Annotated in this window: 22 protein-coding genes and 1 riboswitch; of the genes, 5 read left to right on the top strand and 17 right to left on the bottom strand. The window is 41.6% G+C overall.

Annotated features, from left to right (window positions below):
- Positions 1–4: 4 nt before the first annotated feature.
- On the top strand, positions 5–520 hold the full coding sequence (locus C509_RS0105710; protein WP_018705959.1) for a shikimate kinase: 516 nt from the start codon (positions 5–7) through the stop codon (positions 518–520).
- Between the two features lie 274 nt (positions 521–794).
- Here C509_RS0105710 and aroD read toward each other — a convergent pair whose 3' ends face one another.
- From aroD to C509_RS0105690, 4 genes are all read right to left on the bottom strand, one after another.
- On the bottom strand, positions 795–1,547 hold the full coding sequence (gene aroD / locus C509_RS0105705) for a type I 3-dehydroquinate dehydratase (RefSeq protein WP_018705958.1): 753 nt from the start codon (positions 1,545–1,547) through the stop codon (positions 795–797).
- Between the two features lie 77 nt (positions 1,548–1,624).
- Positions 1,625–2,182 carry an elongation factor P gene (gene efp / locus C509_RS0105700; protein ID WP_018705957.1) on the bottom strand — a complete coding sequence of 186 codons (558 nt, stop codon included), beginning with the start codon at positions 2,180–2,182 and terminating at the stop codon, positions 1,625–1,627.
- Positions 2,183–2,203: 21 nt separating this feature from the next.
- Positions 2,204–3,265 (bottom strand): M24 family metallopeptidase, encoded by a 1,062-nt coding sequence (locus C509_RS0105695; RefSeq protein ID WP_018705956.1) that lies wholly within the window; start codon positions 3,263–3,265, stop codon positions 2,204–2,206.
- Positions 3,266–3,394: 129 nt separating this feature from the next.
- Complete coding sequence (locus C509_RS0105690; RefSeq protein WP_018705955.1) at positions 3,395–3,877, bottom strand: YqhR family membrane protein; 483 nt, start codon at positions 3,875–3,877, stop codon at positions 3,395–3,397.
- A gap of 386 nt (positions 3,878–4,263) precedes the next feature.
- Between C509_RS0105690 and C509_RS0105685 the strand changes: the two genes are divergently transcribed.
- A complete protein-coding gene (locus C509_RS0105685) occupies positions 4,264–4,617 on the top strand; it encodes an SA1362 family protein (RefSeq protein WP_018705954.1) in 354 nt (117 codons plus the stop codon).
- 20 nt (positions 4,618–4,637) lie between these two features.
- On the opposite strand, the gene C509_RS0105680 is transcribed toward C509_RS0105685, so the two are convergent.
- Together C509_RS0105680 and C509_RS0105675 are read right to left on the bottom strand one after the other, a co-directional pair.
- A complete protein-coding gene (locus C509_RS0105680) occupies positions 4,638–5,522 on the bottom strand; it encodes a patatin-like phospholipase family protein (RefSeq protein WP_018705953.1) in 885 nt (294 codons plus the stop codon).
- A 379-nt stretch (positions 5,523–5,901) separates the two neighbouring features.
- Positions 5,902–8,454, bottom strand: a complete 2,553-nt coding sequence (locus C509_RS0105675; protein ID WP_018705952.1) for a vitamin B12-dependent ribonucleotide reductase — start codon at positions 8,452–8,454, stop codon at positions 5,902–5,904.
- Positions 8,455–8,875: 421 nt separating this feature from the next.
- Here C509_RS0105675 and C509_RS0105670 point away from each other — a divergent pair, with 421 nt between their 5' ends.
- Positions 8,876–9,256: a rhodanese-like domain-containing protein gene (locus C509_RS0105670; RefSeq protein WP_018705951.1), complete on the top strand. Its 381-nt coding sequence runs from the start codon at positions 8,876–8,878 to the stop codon at positions 9,254–9,256.
- Between the two features lie 130 nt (positions 9,257–9,386).
- On the opposite strand, the gene gcvPB is transcribed toward C509_RS0105670, so the two are convergent.
- Genes gcvPB through gcvT form a run of 3 tightly spaced genes read right to left on the bottom strand, consistent with a single transcriptional unit; the run spans position 9,387 to position 13,316 of the window.
- Positions 9,387–10,847 (bottom strand): aminomethyl-transferring glycine dehydrogenase subunit GcvPB, encoded by a 1,461-nt coding sequence (gene gcvPB / locus C509_RS0105665; RefSeq protein ID WP_018705950.1) that lies wholly within the window; start codon positions 10,845–10,847, stop codon positions 9,387–9,389.
- A complete protein-coding gene (gcvPA, locus tag C509_RS0105660) occupies positions 10,844–12,187 on the bottom strand; it encodes an aminomethyl-transferring glycine dehydrogenase subunit GcvPA (RefSeq protein WP_026319705.1) in 1,344 nt (447 codons plus the stop codon). Before gcvPA ends, gcvPB begins: the two co-directional genes overlap by 4 nt.
- A gap of 22 nt (positions 12,188–12,209) precedes the next feature.
- The gene (gene gcvT / locus C509_RS0105655; protein ID WP_018705948.1) at positions 12,210–13,316 is read right to left on the bottom strand and encodes a glycine cleavage system aminomethyltransferase GcvT; all 1,107 of its coding nucleotides are present in this window, start codon (positions 13,314–13,316) and stop codon (positions 12,210–12,212) included.
- Positions 13,317–13,488: 172 nt separating this feature from the next.
- Positions 13,489–13,580, bottom strand: a riboswitch (glycine riboswitch).
- Positions 13,581–13,791: 211 nt separating this feature from the next.
- On the opposite strand from gcvT, the gene C509_RS0105645 reads away from it, so the two are divergent.
- Both C509_RS0105645 and C509_RS0105640 read left to right on the top strand, forming a co-directional pair.
- The gene (locus C509_RS0105645) at positions 13,792–15,483 is read left to right on the top strand and encodes a DEAD/DEAH box helicase (protein ID WP_018705946.1); all 1,692 of its coding nucleotides are present in this window, start codon (positions 13,792–13,794) and stop codon (positions 15,481–15,483) included.
- Positions 15,452–16,246, top strand: a complete 795-nt coding sequence (locus C509_RS0105640; RefSeq protein ID WP_018705945.1) for a YqhG family protein — start codon at positions 15,452–15,454, stop codon at positions 16,244–16,246. Before C509_RS0105645 ends, C509_RS0105640 begins: the two co-directional genes overlap by 32 nt.
- On the opposite strand, the gene C509_RS25425 is transcribed toward C509_RS0105640, so the two are convergent.
- From C509_RS25425 to comGA, 8 genes are all read right to left on the bottom strand, one after another.
- The gene (locus tag C509_RS25425; protein WP_026319704.1) at positions 16,232–16,441 is read right to left on the bottom strand and encodes a YqzE family protein; all 210 of its coding nucleotides are present in this window, start codon (positions 16,439–16,441) and stop codon (positions 16,232–16,234) included. The two genes, C509_RS0105640 and C509_RS25425, sit on opposite strands and share 15 nt — an antisense overlap.
- A gap of 103 nt (positions 16,442–16,544) precedes the next feature.
- Positions 16,545–16,775, bottom strand: a complete 231-nt coding sequence (locus C509_RS0105630; RefSeq protein WP_018705943.1) for a tetraspanin family protein — start codon at positions 16,773–16,775, stop codon at positions 16,545–16,547.
- Positions 16,772–17,263 carry a competence type IV pilus minor pilin ComGF gene (gene comGF / locus C509_RS0105625; protein ID WP_018705942.1) on the bottom strand — a complete coding sequence of 164 codons (492 nt, stop codon included), beginning with the start codon at positions 17,261–17,263 and terminating at the stop codon, positions 16,772–16,774. Before comGF ends, C509_RS0105630 begins: the two co-directional genes overlap by 4 nt.
- Positions 17,235–17,543, bottom strand: coding sequence for a competence type IV pilus minor pilin ComGE (gene comGE, locus C509_RS0105620; RefSeq protein ID WP_018705941.1), 309 nt, complete (start codon positions 17,541–17,543; stop codon positions 17,235–17,237). The genes comGF and comGE overlap by 29 nt, the downstream gene beginning before the upstream one ends.
- Positions 17,530–17,979, bottom strand: coding sequence for a competence type IV pilus minor pilin ComGD (gene comGD / locus C509_RS0105615; RefSeq protein ID WP_018705940.1), 450 nt, complete (start codon positions 17,977–17,979; stop codon positions 17,530–17,532). The genes comGE and comGD overlap by 14 nt, the downstream gene beginning before the upstream one ends.
- Position 17,980: 1 nt before the next feature.
- Positions 17,981–18,304 (bottom strand): competence type IV pilus major pilin ComGC, encoded by a 324-nt coding sequence (comGC, locus tag C509_RS0105610; protein WP_018705939.1) that lies wholly within the window; start codon positions 18,302–18,304, stop codon positions 17,981–17,983.
- 18 nt (positions 18,305–18,322) lie between these two features.
- Positions 18,323–19,270 carry a competence type IV pilus assembly protein ComGB gene (gene comGB, locus C509_RS0105605; protein ID WP_245542434.1) on the bottom strand — a complete coding sequence of 316 codons (948 nt, stop codon included), beginning with the start codon at positions 19,268–19,270 and terminating at the stop codon, positions 18,323–18,325.
- Positions 19,271–19,292: 22 nt separating this feature from the next.
- Complete coding sequence (comGA, locus tag C509_RS0105600; RefSeq protein ID WP_018705937.1) at positions 19,293–20,414, bottom strand: competence type IV pilus ATPase ComGA; 1,122 nt, start codon at positions 20,412–20,414, stop codon at positions 19,293–19,295.
- Between the last annotated feature and the right edge of the window lie 29 nt (positions 20,415–20,443).

Below are 20,443 nucleotides of genomic sequence, written 5' to 3'. Positions count from 1 at the left end.
TTTTATGGGAAAAGAATTTAAGAAAAAAAGTATTGTACTAATTGGATTTATGGGGGCAGGAAAAACGACAGCGGGTGAACTCGCTGCCCAAAAATTGAATTGGGGTTTTATAGATATCGATCAGGAGATTGAAAAAAAATTCGGAATGCCTACGAAAGAGATTTTTAAGAAATACGGCGAAGAAGCCTTTCGTACATATGAAAAAAATATCATAGAATTAAAAACAAGCGAGGAGGGGCAAGTGATTTCTCTCGGGGGAGGGGCATTTATGAACGAAGTAACAAGGAATACGTGCCTGGCAAATACCGTCGTTATTTATCTGGATATATCTTGGGATGCTTGGAAAAAGCGTTTTGAACAGCTTGTGGACACCCGACCGGTTCTACAGGGGCGTGATTTGAACGAAATAGAAGAACTTTTTTCCAAACGGAGAATTTTATATAGTCATCATCATTTCCATATATTGACGGACAATCTATCGCCGGATGAGGTCGCTGATGAAATTGTTAATTTCATCTAACTTCATAACAATTTAAAAACAAACGATAAGACGGACTTTCCTATTACAGAATGTTGTTTTTTTGGAACAACTCGTCTTTAAATAAACAAATGCGGTCGTTATGAAAAAAGTCATAACGACCGCATTTTGGCAGGCAATCGAATAGAAGAATCGACGCGATGATTCCAACAGGGAAGCAAGGAGAACACTTAAAAAACTAAATACCCCGAGTGTATTAGAATATAGAATCTCTTTCTTCTTTCGCCTGAGATACTTGAAGACATTGAAAAATACTTTATTCTATATCCATTTCTTCCTTCATCATCGCAATCATTTGTTTAAGCTTTCTAATCGGAACCTGACCAGGGGCTGATGCTTCCACCCCAGATCCGAATGTAATAAAGGAACCATACCAAAATCCAACTATTCTGGTGATGGCACCGAGGCTTCCCATGGACATGGTAATCAACGGTATGTCCAAAGTTTTGTCTGCGTTATTTGTGACGTTTAACAGCTTTAAAACATCATCTTTAGTATTTGGCATGACAGCTGCCTTAGCAATATCTGCACCATAAAATTCGGCAAGGAGCAGCTTTTTCATTATGTCTTCTTCAGAAGGTGTACAATTAAAATTATGATAAGATAATATCAATTTCTTACCATACTTTTGAGAAATTTTTCTCAATTCCTTTATGTATCCAGAATTACTAGAGACTTCATAATCAATCATGCTGATGGCATCATTTTTACAAACTTCACTGATTAGCCTCACTTTCTGCTCTTCAGTCAAAGATATCTGCTGGCCGCCCTCATGAATCGAACGGATAGTAAAAAGAAGGGGCAAATCGCTCTTTTCGACGATTGCTTCAAGAACAGACAAGACGTACCTTAGGTCATCCAGCTGTTGTAAAAAGTCTGCTCTCCATTCGATCAAATCTGGCTTTTCAGGCAAAGCCAGGTTAAGCTGATTCATGATTTCCTCTTTGTTCTTTCCCGTTAAGGGCGTACAAATATAGGGCAGCTTTTTTTCCTTAAAAACTTCAATCATGCCTATTCCCACCTTTTTATGATTAAAGCATCAAAAACCGCGGGATGTCCCGCGGCTGATCCCTTTATGCATTTAATTTATGCCCTTGAAACATAGGTACCATCGGAAGTATTGATGACCAATGTATCCCCTTCGTTCACAAAGAAAGGAACCTGAACAACAAGCCCTGTTTCCATCGTTGCAGGCTTTGATCCTCCGGAAGCGGTATCCCCTTTTATTCCCGGATCGGTGGAGGCAACCTTAAGGTTTACCGTATTCGGAAGTTCCACTCCCAGTGTTTCCCCATTAAACATGATAATATGAACCTCCATGTTCTCTAGCAAGAAGTTCAATTCGTATTCAATCTGTGAACCGGGCAGCTCTATTTGTTCATATGTCTGCTGATCCATAAAAACATACTGGTCTCCGCTTGAATACAAGTATTGCATCGTTTTATTATCGATTTGTGCCTTATTCACTTTCTCTCCTGCACGGAATGTTTTTTCCGCGATGGCTCCTGTACGGAGATTCCGTAATTTAGAGCGGACGAATGCGGCTCCTTTTCCCGGCTTAACATGCTGGAATTCAAGAACCCTCCAAATACCTCCATCAACCTCTATTGTCAACCCTGTTTTAAATTCGTTAACCGAAATCATCTTACTTCCTCCCAATACAAATTATAAAATAATCAATTCTTTTGCAGAGTGTGTCAGCTTATCATTTCCGGAATGAGTGATCAAGATGTCATCCTCAATCCGGACTCCGCCCACATTTGGCAGATAGATACCCGGCTCGACAGTGACTGTCATTCCAGGAACAAGCTTCATCTCCGAACGCGGAGACAGTCCTGGACCTTCATGAACCTCAAGGCCGATTCCGTGTCCCAAAGAATGGCCAAAGTATTCGCCATAACCATTTTCGCAAATCAAATCCCTGGCAATCGCATCCGCTTCAATCCCCGTCATTCCCGGCTTTATTTTATCCACCGCTGCCATTTGTGCATCAAGAACTATCTGATAGATTTCCTTGAGCTGTTCAGAGGGCTCCCCAACTGCCACCGTCCGTGTAATATCCGATACATACCCTTTATGTAGCGCTCCGTAATCCATAGTAACGAAATCACCTGATTCAATGACCTTTTCACTCGCAACACCATGAGGCAGCGCAGACCTCCATCCAGAAGCAACAATGATATCAAAAGACGAAGAAGTTGCTCCGCATTTCCTCATAAAAAATTCAAGTTCATTGGCAATTTCGATTTCACGAGTTCCCGGCTTGATATAGTCTAGAATATGCTTAAAAGCCGCATCAGCAATATCTGCCGCTTCTTTGATAACAGCAATTTCGCTTTCCGTCTTTACTATGCGCAAACCTTCAATCACGTCAGACACCGGAACCAAATCCGCCTGTAGCCCTTCCTCAAACTTCATCCATTCAGAATAAGTGATATAGTCCTGTTCAAAACCAAGCTTTTCGATTCCGTGCTTTTCCACTTTTTCAGCTATTTCCTCAATGATTGACCCGCTGTGCTGGATCACCTCATATTCTTTAGCCTGAGTTTCTGCCTGCTCGGTATACCTGAAATCGGTAATGAAATAAGCGGCACCACTTGTGATAAGCGCAACTCCAGCTGTACCTGTAAAATTGGTAGCATACCTACGATTATAAGGGCTTGTTATTAAAAGCCCATCAATGTCGAATTCAGTGAAACACCCTCGTATTTTTTCAATTTTATTCATTATCATTCTCTCCCGGAATATAAGCTCTTTCCCTTGAAAACAGGGTTTCTGTTAGGCAAGAAGAAATAGGAATGTTCTGGCATAAACAGTTTAACATAAAAGAATGGAAAAAACATGAATAAACCTGCATCATTGTTTCATCTTCAACTGCTTTAAATAAATAAATTCCTCATATTCGTAAGATATGGAATACCCGATAAAAACACCATACAAAATAAAAGTACATATTCCAGTCAATATTGAATTGAAATCATATTTTAATAATGGCTTCGTTCCAGGAAATAATGGCAACAACACTAAAAAAACAAACAAAAACAAAATCACCCCGTAAAAAGCACCCCACCAGAATGATTTTCTTTTTCTCAGAGTTCCATAATAAAGCAACGCTACCAAGATAGAAACAAGTCCATACAACAACGCAGCAAGCAATATCCCTGCCCAACCGTCCTTCCACCCACCTTTCCAGGGAGCAAGAATGATTCCTGGACTCATTTCAGTGAAATTCAAGTAATGTACAAGGTACCCCATCAGACTGGCAAATACACCGGCAACAAAACCGGTGACCACTGCCGTCGTAATAAGCGGAACTGCATAATAGTTTTTTTCTTCCATAAAACCACCTCCTCCATAGCATGTCCTTTATGTCTATTTTGTTTCATAAAGCTTTTTGTCTGGTGATATTTACATTTTTTTAGTAAGATAGAGTTAAATACAGACTGACTCAGTAGGCGTACGGAGATTCGATTTTTCAATGAAACGAACTATACTGTAAATAAGTTCATTCAACCCTGGGTGCTCAACATCCAGGGTACAATTCTCTTTTATCTTTCAAATTAAAGCGGCGTTTAGCTGAATGAAGTGGCTCCCATTGTTTAAACTATGGATTCAAGTGGAATAGGAAAGTGAAGAGTATGTTTATTTAAATGTTAAAATCTGATTATGTATAAAGGATGTTCTTTTTGGGAAAGATATCCACTATTCCCGAGGAGGTGGCGCTCTTGAAAGCACGGAATTGGATCATAAGCGGAATTTTAATTTTTGCTGTCGTCGGATTGGGCTCCTATTTGATAAATAATCCTGTTGGTTTATTTAAACAACTCTTATTTATGGGAGCAGCTGTTGCTGCGGTGTTTATCATCTACCGGATTTGGACAAATAGGTCCCAGAACGGCAGAGAGAGAAATGCTTTTGCCAGAGCAGCGAAACAATCCAAAATGCGGGCGAAAAAACGGAAGTCTTCATCACAAACAAGCAACCATTTCCGAAATCGACCGCTACGTAAAAGGTCGACTGCCCACTTGACCGTAATTGAGGGGAAAAAAAGCAAGAAAAAAGACAGAGCCATATTTTGATCTGTCTCCCAAGTGGGAAACTAATATGACCATGATTTTAAAAATTGCTCTGCCCTTATCCGCCCTTTTCTCAAAAGGGCTTCTTTTTTTTCGTCATTTATAGTGAATTCCGCAGCAAAAGTTTCTTCTGTAGGGATAAATATAATATTGCGCTCATGTTTTCTTGAAATATATTTTGCGTCGTGAGCATCTTTCATCGTATGAAACAACGATTCAAACAACTGCAGACCATTTTTAATCGTCCGTTTTGGCTGTTGGTCCATTCGGTGGCTCAATTTTATTCCGATAACTGGCCTTCGCTGTTTCTCATTCTCTTTTTGGAAAAGCCAGATTGGAAAATTACTCAATATTCCCCCATCCACAATGACATTGGTTCCGCTCAGTGAGCGCAATTTGACTGGTTCAAAAAAGTAAGGGATACTGCAGCTCATCCGGATGGCACGTGCGACCGGATAATTTTCCTTTGGAATGCCATATAGCTCCAAATCATCTGGAAGTACGAGCATCCTTCCTGTTGATAAATCACTCGCAATGACTCTCAATGTCTCGGGCGGCAAATCCTTAAAAGTATAAATCCCTTTTTTTGCCAACATCTTGCCGAGCCATTCCTCTAGTAGGTCTCCGCGGTACAAGCCCATTCTGAAATAGAGTAACAGCCATTTTGCCCATTGAAAAGGCAATAATGTTTTCCTCTGATCCAGAAAATCATTCATCTCCATTTCTTTCATCATGTCCGCCATCTCTTTGCTGGAATATCCGGCGGCTATCAAAGCCGCGATAATAGCGCCTGCACTCGTCCCAGCGACTCTTTTAAAAGCAAATCCCCTTTCCTCCAACACTTCATAGGCTCCGATTAAAGCGACTCCTTTGATTCCCCCTCCAGAGAATACGCCGTCAATCTCCATTTATGCGCCGCCCTTCATCGTATAGTCTTTATATTGATATTAAGAACCCATATGATTTAGGAGTCTTTTCAAAGACAAATGCAGAAATGGCTCGGTCCCTTTCGCAATAAGTAATGTTGCCTCCAAACAAAGGTGATGGCCATTTTTAAAAGATGTCTTTCCAGAAGTAATCATCGTTTATCACACCTTACAGGATTCATCATCCAAGTGTTTTATCTTAAAAACCTACCGGCCTTCAGCTCAACAATTATTCCTGTTCTTTGCCGCGAACCCAAAAATGCTAACACTCCATCCGCTTGTCCTAATCGGGTTCCAATTTCTTTAGCTTCCAAAAGAAAAAGCCGGCCATCATTGGCCAGCTTTCAAATGCTCAGTGCTATTAAATTCCACACTTCAACTGTGCATTGCAGTTATCGCAAGTATTGCATCCACCGATTTCCTTTACTTGTCCTTTTCGGCAAACAGGGCATGTATTCCCTAATTCCGAACCGATTGTAACACTAGTCGATCTGAGATCCTGAATTGTATCGACTAAAACGACGGGGCGGCCAGACTGGTTCTCGTCCTTTTCTTCAAACGTATTCTCTTCCGCTTTTAGTGTAAGAACCTGCGAATCCCGGCTGCCGTCCACATAGACCGTACCGCCTTTTGCCCCTCCGTTGTACAGGCGTTCGTATACTGCTTCCACTTGTTCCACTGAATATCCTTTCGGCGCATTAACTGTTTTTGAAATCGAACTGTCAATCCACCTTTGGATGACACACTGCACATCGGCATGGGCTTCAGGAGGCAATTCCATGGCTGTTACAAACCAATGCGGTAAGCGATCCTCTTCTGCCTCTGGATGCTCCTTCAAGTAATCCTGCACAATATCGGCCTTGACCTCGATAAATTTACCGAGCCTTCCGCTTCGATAATAAGTGAAAGAGAAATAAGGCTCCAGGCCTGTCGAACATCCAATCATCGTTCCCGTGGAACCGGTAGGCGCCACTGTCAAAAGATGTGAATTCCGGATTCCATGTTTCTTGATAGCTTCATGGATATCTTCCGGCATACCTTTCATGTAGCCGGTTTGAGTAAAAGCTTCACGAAGTTTCGCTGTTTCATCCTCGTTTTCACCGTTCAAAAACGGGAAGCTGCCCTTTTCTTTTGCCAATTCGACCGATTCACGATAGGCAGTGGTCGCAATCACTTCAAATACTTTGTCGACAAGCTCATTGCCTTCCGGAGAACCGTATTCCTTTTCACAGTAGATAAGCAGATCCGCCAGTCCCATGACACCAAGTCCTACACGACGTTCTCCAAGTGCCTGTTTTTTATTTTCTTCAAGAAAATAAGGTGTTGCGTCAATGACATTATCCTGCATACGGACGCCTACCTTGACAGTTTGCTTCAATCTTTCAAAGTCGACTGTCTTATTTTCACGGTCAGCCATTTGTGCCAGGTTCACGGCTGCAAGGTTACATACTGAGTATGGGGCCAAAGGCTGTTCTCCACATGGGTTGGTTGCAACAACTTTTTGTCCATATGCTTTTGCATTTGTCATTTCATTGGCGTTGTCAATAAAGAATATTCCCGGTTCAGCCGAATAGGTCGCACAAATATTGATAAGATTCCAAAGCTCCTTCGCTTTGATCTTCCTATATGTCCTTACTTTATACCCAAGTTTTTTCCATTCACGAACATCTCCGACTTCCTGCCATTTTTCATTATATGCCTTCATTTCTTCTTCGTTATAGTTTTCAACATCAGGGAAGCAAAGCTCATAATCCGTGTCATTTTCAACAGCATCCATGAATTCTTTTGTAATGCAGACAGAAATATTGGCACCTGTTAAAAATTCAGGATTATGGACTGAATATGTGCCCCCTTCCTTCAGCTTCTCTTCGGCAGAGCGGAAAATTTCTTCGCTGAATCCACCATAGCCCGGCATTGTACGGTAGTTAAGCACTCCTTGGTACATCGCTTCTTCAGCTTGCGTCAACGGAGTAAACTTCAACTTGTCCCTTGCATGCTTCTTGATAACTGGGTCGTTTGTATTCTCAATTAAAAAGCGCAAAATTCTCGGATTCTGCATCTTTGAAATGATGAATTCAACGATATCCGGATGCCAAGATGCCAGCATGATCATTTGAGCCCCACGGCGGGAACCGCCTTGTTCTACCAGGTGAGTAAGCTTTGCAATGTCATCCAGCCAGGATACAGATCCCGATGATTTACCGTTAACACCCCGTGCAAGTGTATTACGCGGCCTTAAAGTGGAGCCATTCGTACCCACGCCGCCCCCGCGGCTCATTATTTCCATGACTTGCTTTCTATGCTCAGAAATCCCTTCACGTGAATCCGCCACAAAAGGCATGACATAGCAATTAAAATAAGTGACGTCGGTTCCTGCACCAGCGCCATAAAGCACTCTGCCTGCCGGAACAAAATTTAAGTTGACAAGTTCTTCATAGAACTTTCCAAACCATTCCTGTCTCTTCTTTTCCGTTTTTTCTACTGAAGCAAGGCCTGTTGCATTTCTTTTGGCAATTTGCTCATAAAAGACTTCAAGCGGCTTTTCGATGATATCAAGCGGGCGGACAATTACTCCTGTTTCCCTTTCTTTCTCATCTTCCAGTGCAGTAAGGAATTCTTCTTCAACGATAACTGCAGCATTTTTTTCTTCCCAATCGATTGATTTGATGAATCCTAAACCTCTCGCCGGAAATTTGGGATCTTCTTTTATGGTCAATACTACGAAGTCGCCTACAGACAAAGTGATTTTTTCAGTATCCTTATATGCATATCGGTCAATCATGACAAGCCGTGAAACCCCTTTTTGGGTGAGTTTCATATCAGGTGTGATCGGATGTACATGCTTGAACAATTGGATATCCTCATTGAGCCTCTCTATGTTTAAGCTCGGTTTTTTTGTAAATGCAACAGACATTTTGCCAACTCCTTTATTAAAACGATTTGAAGATTGTTTAGTGTGTATGTATCTGTCATTGATAAGTTACCATATATTTATCCAGAAAATCAATCATTAAACACAATATGTTGATTTTTATTTAAAATACCCATACTACATATTGTGTTTTCAGAAATAATTGATAACAGTTTGTCAAATCTCCAAATAAGAGGATTTGAAAGAAAAATAAAGCGATTGTAGGAAATTCACCCTTAAACCGAGTTTTTTCAACAATTTTAGACTTTTTCTTTCGTTGACAGATTTAATTGGACTATACGTTCCGTGTTTACGGTTTTCACCTTCAATTTTCAAAGGGGAAGTTACGGAGAAAACCTTTGATTCATTGGACTGTGACGAATATAATAGAATTAAGGGTATTTACTAGAAAGGGGCTTTTACATTGTCATTGCTTTATACGTTGCTAATTATTTTGGGTGTCGTCATTATATTTTCCTTGTACAATTATTTTCAACAGAAAAGAATTTTAAAGACGCTCACTCAAGATGAATTCCGCACTGGATACAGAAAAGCACAGTTGATTGATGTCCGGGAGCAAAAAGAATATGAAGGAGGACATATACTGGGCGCGCGCAATATCCCCATGTCTCAATTAAAAATGAGAATGAAAGAGATCAGGAAAGATAAACCTGTTTATCTATATTGCCAAAGCGGATTACGAAGCGGCAGAGCTGCCCAGCAGCTATATCGGAAAGGTTACCGCCAGCTTTATCATTTGCAGGGCGGATTTAAACAATGGACTGGAAAAATAAAAAGTAAATAAGCGCAACCTGCTTGTGACCCTCATTGAGTAGGTGTTGGACAAAGCGCTGCTATCATATCCAAATAATATTTACCTATCCTATAAAAAGAAAACTGAAACAGCCTCTTCGTCAATGAAGAGGCTGTTCTCTTTAGTCCTTAATATAACGCAGGACCGGCTTTCTGGCCGCCAGTGTTTCATCCATTCTTTTAACTATTGTATTATGTGGCGCTTCCTGGACAATCTCAGGGTTTTCTTCGGCTTCTCTGGCAATTTGTATCATCGTTTCAATAAATCCATCAAGCGTTTCTTTTGATTCCGTCTCAGTCGGCTCAAACATCATACACTCTTCCACATTAAGCGGAAAATAAATGGTTGGCGGATGGTAGCCGAAATCAAGAAGACGCTTGGCGATATCCAGTGTTCTGACTCCCAGCTTTTTCTGTCGGCTCCCGCTTAGCACAAATTCATGTTTACAATGCGTGTCATACGGCAAATCGTAATAAGGAGCTAGTTTCCTCATCATATAGTTTGCATTCAAAACGGCATATTCCGTTACGGCTTTGAGCCCATCAGGGCCCATTGCTCTGATGTACGTATAAGCTCTTACATTAATCCCAAAGTTACCGTAATATGGCTTTACCCTTCCTATTGCGTTTGGCCTGTCATAGTCGATAATATATTGATCATCTTTTTTCGTAATGACTGGTTTCGGAAGGTATGGAATCAAATCTTTTTTTACACCGACCGGACCTGAACCAGGTCCACCGCCTCCATGAGGACCGGTAAAAGTTTTATGAAGGTTCAAATGCACAACATCAAATCCCATGTCTCCAGGACGAGCTTTTGACATGACTGCATTGAGGTTGGCGCCATCATAATAAAGTTTCCCGCCGGCTTCATGGACAATTTCTGCCATCTCAAGAATTTGTTCCTCGAATAAGCCAAGTGTATTTGGGTTTGTAAGCATCAATGCTGCCGTATCCGGTCCTACAAGCGATTTGAGATGATCCAAGTCGACGAGTCCGTCTTCTCCGGAGCGGACTGTTATCGTTTCAAGTCCTGCTACTGTGGCAGATGCTGGGTTGGTTCCATGAGCGGAATCTGGTACGATGACCTTTGTCCGATCCATATCACCGTTTGCTTCATGGAAAGCTCTGATCATCATGAGACCGGTCCATTCACCATGGGCTCCTGCAGCAGTTTGTAATGTGACCTCATCCATGCCTGTAATTTCTTTCAAATGTTCCTGCAAATCATACATCAGTTCCAGAGCACCTTGTACAGATGACTCAGGCTGGAGCGGGTGTATGTGGGCAAAACCCGGAAAGCGGGCGACAGTTTCATTGATTTTTGGATTGTATTTCATTGTACATGAACCGAGTGGATAAAATCCCGAGTCGATTCCATGGTTATGAGTCGAGAGTTCAGTATAATGCCTCATGATATCCAATTCGGAGACCTCAGGCAAATCAGGCTCCTCTTCCCTCAAATATCCTGTTGGGATACATTGTTCAATATCGATTTCGGGAACGTCAAGGTCAGGCAAACTGTATCCTATACGTCCAGGTGTGGATTTTTCAAATATTAACGGCATAACCACTTCACTCATTGATTATCCCCCAATTCTGTGATAAATTGATCGATCTCTTCTTTTGTCCGCATTTCTGTCACAGCGACAAGCATATGATTCTCAAGCTCCGGGTAATCGCGTCCCAGATCATAGCCTCCTATTATGCCTTTACCAAGAAGACTTTCATTCACCTGTTGGACCGGTTTATCAAGCTTCACGACAAATTCGTTGAAATGATACCCATCCAGAGGGATCTCAAATCCTTTCTTCTTAAAAGCTTCTTTGGCATAGTGGGTTTTTTGAATATTTTGGGCGGACATCTCTTTGACACCTTTTTTTCCTATTGCTGTCATTGCCACAGATGCAGCCAGCGCATTCAAAGCCTGGTTCGAGCAAATGTTGGAAGTCGCCTTGTCTCTGCGTATATGCTGCTCCCGTGCCTGGAGCGTCAATACAAAACCTCTTTTTCCATCTTCGTCAACAGTTTGGCCCACCAGTCTTCCAGGAACTTTCCGCATCAATTTCTTCGATACGGCGAAAAATCCACAATGCGGCCCGCCAAATGCTGCCGGAATTCCAAACGGCTGGGCATCACCGATCACAATGTCAGCGCCAAGGCTTCCCGGAGCAGTTAAAGTACCAAGCGCAAGGGGATTGCTCGACACGACGAATTGAGCTTTTACATCATGCACAAGCGGTTCAATGTCCTTCAATGGCTCAATGAGGCCAAAGAAGTTTGGATATTGGACAACAACAGCAGCAACATCTTTATCCAGTTCCGATTTTAAGGCTTCCAGATCTGTCAGCCCATCTTTGTATGGTATTTCAACCACGTCGATATGCTGCCCTTTCGCATAAGTCTTCAACACTTCCCTAGATTCAGGATGCACGGTTTTCGAAACAAGCACTTTAGTGCGTCTTGTATGTCCTGCACTCAGCATCGCTGCTTCAGCAAGGGCAGTACCTCCGTCATACATCGAAGAATTGGCCACATCCATCCCGGTAAGTTCGCAAATCATTGTCTGAAATTCAAAAATGGCTTGCAGTTCACCCTGAGAAATTTCCGGCTGGTAAGGAGTATAGGCGGTATAAAATTCCGATCGGGATATTACATGGTCTACAATTACTGGGATATAATGATCGTATACCCCTGCCCCAAGGAAGCTTGTATTATATTTTAAATCAGCATTTTTCGCTGCCAGACCGGAAAGTTCTTTCATTAATGCCGTTTCTGATTTTGCTTGTTTTATATTATATTCGCCTTTGAACCGGACCTTTTCCGGAATATCGGAAAATAGCTCATCAATGGAATCCGCTCCGATTGCCTTCAACATATCCTTTTGATCCTGCTCTGTCATGGGCAGATAACGATGTTTGATCATGTTTCCTTTCTCCTCCATCCTACTTTTTTGGGCGCTTATAAAAAGGTGTTTGAATGATTTTTGCTTTCAAGCGTTTTTTACGGACCTCTATTTCCACTTCATTTCCATCTTCTATATAATCAGATCCGATTAAAACAAGCCCGATATTTTTCTTTAATGTGGGGGATTGAGTACCTGATGTGACATGACCGATTTCCTTGTTGTCTGAAAAAACCCTGTAGCCTGTTCTCGGAATCCCTCTGTCAATCATTTCAACTCCTGCAATCTTTCTATCAACACCTTGTTCCTTTTGCTTTTTCAAAGCCTCTTTACCGATAAAGTCATCCTCTTTATTCAACTTGACGGCAAATCCAATTCCAGCTTCCAATGGTGTGATTTCAGGTGAAAGTTCCTGTCCATACAAAGGAAGAGCCGCCTCAAACCGAAGTGTATCCCTGGCTCCCAAACCACACGGTACTATCCCTTCATCTTTGCCAATTTCCAAGAGAGCCCTCCATAATTTTTCCGCATCATCCTTATGGCAATATATTTCAAATCCATCCTCCCCCGTATAGCCGGTACGGGAGACAAGAGCATGAGCCCCATCCAGATCTACATCTTGTCTGAACTTGAAAAATCCAATGTCATTCAAATCTGCATTTTTTGACATTTCTTGCAAAATGGTCTGCGCTTTTGGGCCCTGTATCGCAATCAAAGCGTATTGATCCGAAACATCTTCAACCTCTACACCTTCAGATGCATGCTCGTTCAACCAGTCAAAATCTTTTTCAGTATTTGCGGCATTGACGACAAGAAAATATTCTTCTTCGTTCAACTTATATACAAGCAGATCATCAACCACACCGCCATTTTCGTAGCACATCGCCGTATAGAGCGCACCGCCGACTTTAAGCCTGGAAAAATCGTTCGTCATCATTTTTTGCAGAAATTCTAGACTTTTTTCCCCCTTGACAATGATTTCACCCATATGGGATACATCGAAAATACCGGCAGTCTTCCTTACTGCCTCATGCTCTTCTTTGATGCCGGAAAATTGGACCGGCATGTCCCAACCGCCAAAATCAATTGTTTTTGCCCCGAATTCTTTATACAAAGGATATAATGGGGTCTTCTTTAATTCGGTCATTGCTTTTGCATTCCTCCTTGGATTTTGGTCTCTTAACTGTATAAGGGCATAAAAAAAGACAGAAAAGCCCCGTTAAAAGGTCTCTCTGTCTTTGGCACCTGAAAGTTTGACCGGGTACGTTCCGGCTTTCCCCTTTGGTGGCTCCACAAACGTGGAACACTCTCCAGAGCTGCGTCGGACAAGAGTCTTTTTGCCTGAGAGATTCACAGATTTTCCCGCTTGCTCCTTCGGCGCTGTATATACAGTCTCTCCTCTTGTCTTCATTCGCCTATATTCTTTTAAAGATTGGATATACTAAGAAAAGCGATAGCTGATTGAAGCCTTTCAAGGCTATGCGCTTAAGCTGGACAGTAATTCCATCCAACTATGCTTTCTTAATATTAAAAATATGTATATTGGTTTCTGTCACTTGTATCGTACCATTCTTTGCCATACTTTTCAAACTTTTTTCTGATAAATCTTCAGGAGGTCTAGTATGTCTGTAACAATTAACTTCAACCGGAATTGGATACCCGGCTTTTTGGACCGGTTTGAAAAGGATGGGCCATGGGCGGACCGGCAGCTGTTCAATTTATCTTTGACAGCTGAAAAACATCTTCTTGTTCCCGATTTCGAAGGGCTCGTCGCTCCAAAACACCTTCCGGAACTAACCCTACTGCCCCATCAGGCTGAAACCGCAGCCAAAGTCATAGAGGAAATGAACGGCAAAGCTATTTTGGCAGACGAAGTAGGGCTCGGAAAAACAATTGAAGCCGGTCTGATATTAAAAGAGTACATGATCAGGGGATTGGTAAAAAGAGCGCTTATTCTTGTGCCCGCATCCCTTGTTTCCCAATGGACTGCCGAACTGAATTCAAAATTTTACATACATGCCGTAGCAGCCACCAAAAGCTATGTCTGGGAGCGATATGATTGCGTAGTGTCATCGATTGATACGGCAAAGAGAAGCCCGCATAGAGAGATTATTGCCGAACAGTCTTTCGATCTGATCATCATTGATGAAGCTCATAAACTTAAAAACCATAGAACAAAAAATTATGAGTTTGTTCAGTCTCTCAAAAAGAAATTCTGTCTTTTGCTGACGGCAACACCGATCCAGAATAAAATAGAAGAAATCTTTTACCTTGTCTCGTTGTTGAAGCCGGGGCACCTAGGAAGCCAATCAAGCTTTCTCGAGAAGTATAAAAACAAAAAACTGTCAGTCAATGAAAATGAACATCTGAAAAGCCTGGTGAATAAAGTGATGATCCGGAACAGAAGGGTCGATACCGGGATTGAATGGACTAAGCGTCATGTCAAAACCATTCCAATCGATTTCAACAATGAGGAAAAGGAGCTGTATGAATCTATTGACCTTCTGCGTCAAACCGATGTTCCAATGCCTGCGTTTTCAATCATCACTCTTCAAAGAGAAGCATGCAGTAGCAGGGAAGCAGTGTTTTTCACTTTAAAGAACATGTTGCAAAAAGAAAATATAACAGAACAATATCTGAACTGCATCCGGATTATTCAGCAAAAAATTGATGCAGTCGTTCAAAATTCCAAGGCACAGAAAGCCTTGGAGTTAATTAGAAATATTGATGATAAGGTGATCATTTTTACAGAATATAGGGCAACACAATTATACTTACAGTGGTTTCTACAGCAACATGGGATAAAATCCGTCCCATTCCGTGGTGGATTTAAAAGGAGCAAAAAGGATTGGATGAGAGATTTATTCAAGAATCAAGTACAAGTTCTCATTGCAACAGAGGCAGGCGGTGAAGGGATCAACCTTCAGTTTTGCAGCCATGTCATCAACTATGATTTGCCTTGGAATCCCATGAGGCTGGAACAGAGAATAGGACGCGTTCACCGACTCGGCCAGAAAGAGGATGTCCATATTTATAATTTTGCGGTAAAAAATACAATCGAAGAGCATATTGTAAACTTACTTACAAATAAAATAAAATTGTTTGAACGGGTTGTAGGAGAACTTGATGATATTTTGGCCAAATTAGATGGCGGAAGCATTGAGGAGCATATGATGGATATTTTCAAAACTTCGAGGACAGAGGGTGAGATGAAGGTGAAAATGGCCAATCTTGCGGCCATGATTGAGTTTGCTGATACAATAAGAAAGGACGGTGCAACTGATGCTGCAACAGGAAATACATCAATATCTTGAACAGTTTTTTATGGCGACCGGATGTACAATCGAAGAAAACGGCCAAGGATTTTTGACTGTCCAACTGACGGTTGAAATGGATAAAGAACTGATGAACCGCCCCTTTTATTGGACATATCTTGAAAAAACAGGCGGTATTCCCAACCCGATGAAGGTAACTTTTATTACGGATCAAGAAAAAGCCCCGCCGGATATAAAAGGAGAATTCATCCATTTCGGAGCACCACGGCTTCATCAACTCTTTGAAACCGCCAGAAAGTTTGCAGCCTACATTCGCCTTTACGAAAAACCTGTGATGAAACCCGGACAAAACGTTCCGCTTCATCCATGGCTTAATGTAAATATGAAAATCTCTTTTCGCTCCGACAGAAAGAAAGATGTTTTTAGATCCTTTGGCCTCAATTTAATCAACGGAAATCTGATTGAATCATTTGAAGAAAAAATCAATCGTATTATCCTATCGCCTAAAATTCCGGATTATTGTTTTACCATTTCTCCGATCATCATGCCTGTCAGCGGGATAAAAAGAATTGAATCCCATTTGACAAATGAGGTACATAGTAAGGATCACCCATGGGCAGATGCTGCCGTAAGAAGATGGGAGGAGGATTCACAGTTGTTGGATCATTTTTATGAAGGCGTGGATGTAAAGCCGGAAACATATTTCATTGAAAAAAAAGCACTTGAGGACCAGTATAACCCTTCCGTCCATGTAGATATTTTAAATGGCGGGATCTTCTATTTGAACTCAATTCCTGCTTAATAAGCCTCGCATCATTCGTCTGCCTTTTTTATACCATATAAAAAGTGAAAAGGGCACCATTCCAAACCAATTGACGAGGAATGGCGCCCTCATCTGTTTGCGTTCATTCCTCTGCTTCCTTCTCTCGGATTTTGGTGTTTCCAATCGTTGGATCAGTGTCTCTGCCATAAATTTCACATAATCATCCGTTGACATCACTACACATCCCTTCATTAAATGAAGTATGTCCAATAAAAATTGAATTGAAACTTTACAGCTCCCATTTAAGATCCAGGCACGAATCCTCCCTTCCCTCTGTTTACTCCTTCTCAAAAAGCGTGCTCGCTCCATCCTGGTGGGCAAACTGTTCTTCTATCAAACTCATCTCTTCAAGCATGCGGTTTTCGATTACTGCCCGTTTCCCCTCAACTAGCTGCTGACGGATCTCCTTTTTATAATACTGTTTTATCTCATTAACATAATGATATTGTGATACAAAGGACATGGCTGCCTGCCCTACAGCTAGTGCTGCTATAAGAATAATGATCAATGTGATGGGGAGGACGGATCCTCGTTCACTATAGATGTTGACCCCTCCTCTCCAGCAGGCATCAAAAATCTTGCTTCCTCTTTTGTTCCATTTAAAAACTCAACATGTATGGCAAGCATTGGAGCCTCTTCTTTCACTTCAAACCTTCTTACATTTTGCAAAACAACCTCATGGCCCATGTCCCCCACCTGCCTTCTGATATTCCAGCTGTGCCGCTCGTACTTTATAGAAACCCTATTCTTCAAAAGATAGATCCTTTCCGATCCGTTTCTGAAACTGTCAGCGGCAGCCAGCTCATCCCGTAATTGAATAAGGAAAATATTCCATTCAAAATCTTCCTCAGGAGACAATGAACGGTCAATTGCAAAAAGCCAGTAGTACATGAGCGGCAAGAGGGAAATGACTACAGTGATGATGAAAATCGTAAAGATGGCCTCCAATAGGGTAAATCCTGATTGTTCAGTCAATACAATGCGTTTTTTCTTCATACTCGACACACACTTTCCAATCCCCTCTTCCGTTCTCTTCTATATTCAGGTCGAACACTGTATCGTGTAGCATAATTCTCGCCTTTCCCATTGCACCTCCTTTTGAGTGTTTTTCTACATGTTCGTACATCAGCCGGTAGGCTGTCATCTCTTTTTTCCCCTCCTTTAAATGGGTGAGCATGTTCGTCATAAGTGGAAAAAAGGAGGATGTTACAAGCAATAGAAGACTGAGCGATACAAGGCCCTCCAAAAAGGTAAACCCGCATTCATTCCTTGACAACAAATCTCCCCCTTCCGATATGAATAGTGAGATCAATAGGCTGATCATTTAGAACGAATTTAACAGTGCCGAAATGATTGATCGTTCCATCCGGGGTAATGTGAAATCGAAGCTGGTTCAAAGAACCCCCTCTTATCTTTACAGGATGCGTAATATCTCTATTGAATAATACTCCACTGGAATCACCTATGGCAGAATATCGGTTGTCATCCCGCGAAAAGCTGATTGATACTTTTTCCTTCCTATTGATGGCATGGGAATAGGCATAGTAAAGATCCGATTTAAGCTGGGAAACGAACATCCTTTTCTTCATCCAATCCACCATAGGATTCACAGTAATCAGCCCAAGGAGAAGAACGACCGAGACAACTGTTAGAACGATTAAAGATTCTAATAAAGTGAAACCTTTTCTTGACCTCAATATGCCTAAAAGCATTCTAATTAGCCACCTCTCTCACCTCTCCATTCGCAGTGTCAATTGTTAGAGCTTTGCCATTTGGACATTTCAGATCTTCATTTTTTAAATATCCTTCTGTCTTTAATTGTTGCACAGTGGGAATTTCATTTTTATCCATCCGATAAGCCTCCACCTGTCCCTGCACCATCTGTTTAAGTCCGTCGCAGCCTTTGTTATTGATATTGGAGCTATGTTTTGTAATGTTGGGCAATGCAATCAAAAGCAATACCGTAATAACAAGCAGGACGACCATCATTTCAATGAGTGTAAAACCTTTTTCATTTTTTTTTATTAAAAATCTCATTAAAAACAACCTCCTTTTTCATATTGAATCAATAACCTCAAACATCGGCAGAAAAATCGAAAGGTAAATGGCAATAACAATCAAGCCGATCAAAGCGAATACAACCGGCTGGATAACCAGAAATACTTTCATGAATTTTTCTTCAAGCCTTTGGAGGCAAAACTGACTGTAGAACATCAGTTCTGCCTCTAGCTTCCCATTTTTCTCACCGTGGGCAACAATGACCATCAGCTCTTCCTCCACAAATCCAAGGTGTGACACAGCCTCCGGGAAAGTGTACCCGAAAGTAAGCATTTCTTTTAATTCAACTGCTGACTCTTTTAATAACGGATGGAAGTCCTGCTTCAACATGATTTGAATAATCTCGTTGATGGAAAACCCGCTTTTTAATAAAAAACTCCATTCCCTTGCCAGAAAAGTAGTTTGATACAATCTGTAATATGATTGAACGACTGGTAGACCAGAAAAGAACGCTGCTCTTTCTAAAGCGGATTTTTTATACAGAAGCCTGGAAAATAGAGCACCACCAAGAAGAACTGTAACAATGGTGATCAAAGAATAAAGAGGCATAGTCTGCAACGTATGAAGAAATAATTTAAGAATGGTGTTTGGTTTGTAGCCCATGGAGTCATAAAACATTTGAAATCGTGGTAGAAGAAGAGTTTGAAGCAGTATGCTGACGATGATCAAAACTGCTACAAGTATGATGGGGTATTGTAAAAGACGGATCAGTCTTTTGCGCTGATCATCCTTGCGGAGGAGATATTCTCCAGATTCTTTCAATGCAGCGACTAGAAACCCGTGACTTTCGGCAAAATAAAGCTGTGTGCATGTCTGGTGGTCAAAACCTTCCTTATAAAATACTTGATAAATCGGCTGGCCCGATTGTAAACCGTGTCTCATGGACTGGAACATTGCCATTCTCCCGCCATTCGTCCGTCCCAGGAAATCAAGAGATTCTCCCATTGTAAAACCTTTATCAAGCATTTCACTCAGTTTTGTCAGAAAAAACCCTTGAACTTTCAGGGGCAGTTTCTTCCTTTTCCTGAAAAATCCAGCGGTGATATTCCTCATTAGAGATATATCCAAGCGCAATCCCCTTTCTGATCAATCTTTTTAATGAATAAACATGGTCGAAGTCTTTTGGTCCTGCGGATTCCCTTGCCAAACGAATAATCCTATCAAGCCTCTCCCCTTCCAATATTTCAAAAACAGCTGCCCGTTTCATCTCTTGCCCGCCTTCGCAAAACTTGGAACAAATATCTCCACAAAAAGGGCATAACAATGAGACTAGCCTCTGGGCTGTGACACCAATCAAGGTTTGTTCAATTTCCAAGGGTTTTATACCGAATTCAAGCAGCCGGTATACGGCGCCCTCTGCATTTCGTGTATGCATGCTTGTCAGGACAAGATGTCCAGTCATCGCTGCCCGAACAGCAATCGCAGCCGTTTCAGCATCCCTGATCTCCCCGACAAAAATCATGTCAGGATCATGGCGGAGGACTGCTTTCAATCCTGTTTGATATGTGATGCCGGCTTTTTCATTGACCTGCATCTGTAAAAACTGGTCACTCTGCCTTTCTACAGGGTCTTCTAATGTAATGATATTGCGGTTCAAATTGGATGAACAATACTCTGCAAGAGAATAGATTGTCGAGGTCTTCCCAGATCCAGTCGGGCCTGTGAAAATGAGCATCCCGTGTGTATGGGACATCATTGAGATTAGCCTCAGTATACTTTTTGGAAAAAGAGACATTTTTTCAAGGAAAAAAGAGTGGTTTTGCGGGAAGATTCTAATAACCAGGCTTTCTTTGGAAAGTGTAGATGGCAGTGTAGAGATTCGAAGAGCAACAAAAGTTTTGTGGATATGTGTTTGCCAGGAGCCGCTCTGAGGCTTTCTTTTTTCTCCAATATCCATGGAAGCCATGAATTTCAAATGTGATATAAGTCTTTCTCCTGCGATTGGCGGAAGGTTTCCATAGTGGGTCAGCTGACCGTGGACACGAAGCTTAATGAGGTAATCCTGACGGCGAGGAATGATGTGGATATCCGAAACATTTAGCCGTACCGCCTGGGATATCAGCAAATCGGCTGTCCTTTCAATTGTCATGTATCATGAAACACCACCTTTTTTATTCT

It is taken from the genome of Siminovitchia fordii DSM 16014 = CIP 108821 (assembly GCF_000374565.1).
Taxonomy (GTDB): domain Bacteria; phylum Bacillota; class Bacilli; order Bacillales; family Bacillaceae_C; genus Siminovitchia; species Siminovitchia fordii.
The sequence above is the reverse complement of the archived record's forward strand: the minus strand, read 5'-3'. Positions and strand labels throughout refer to the sequence as shown.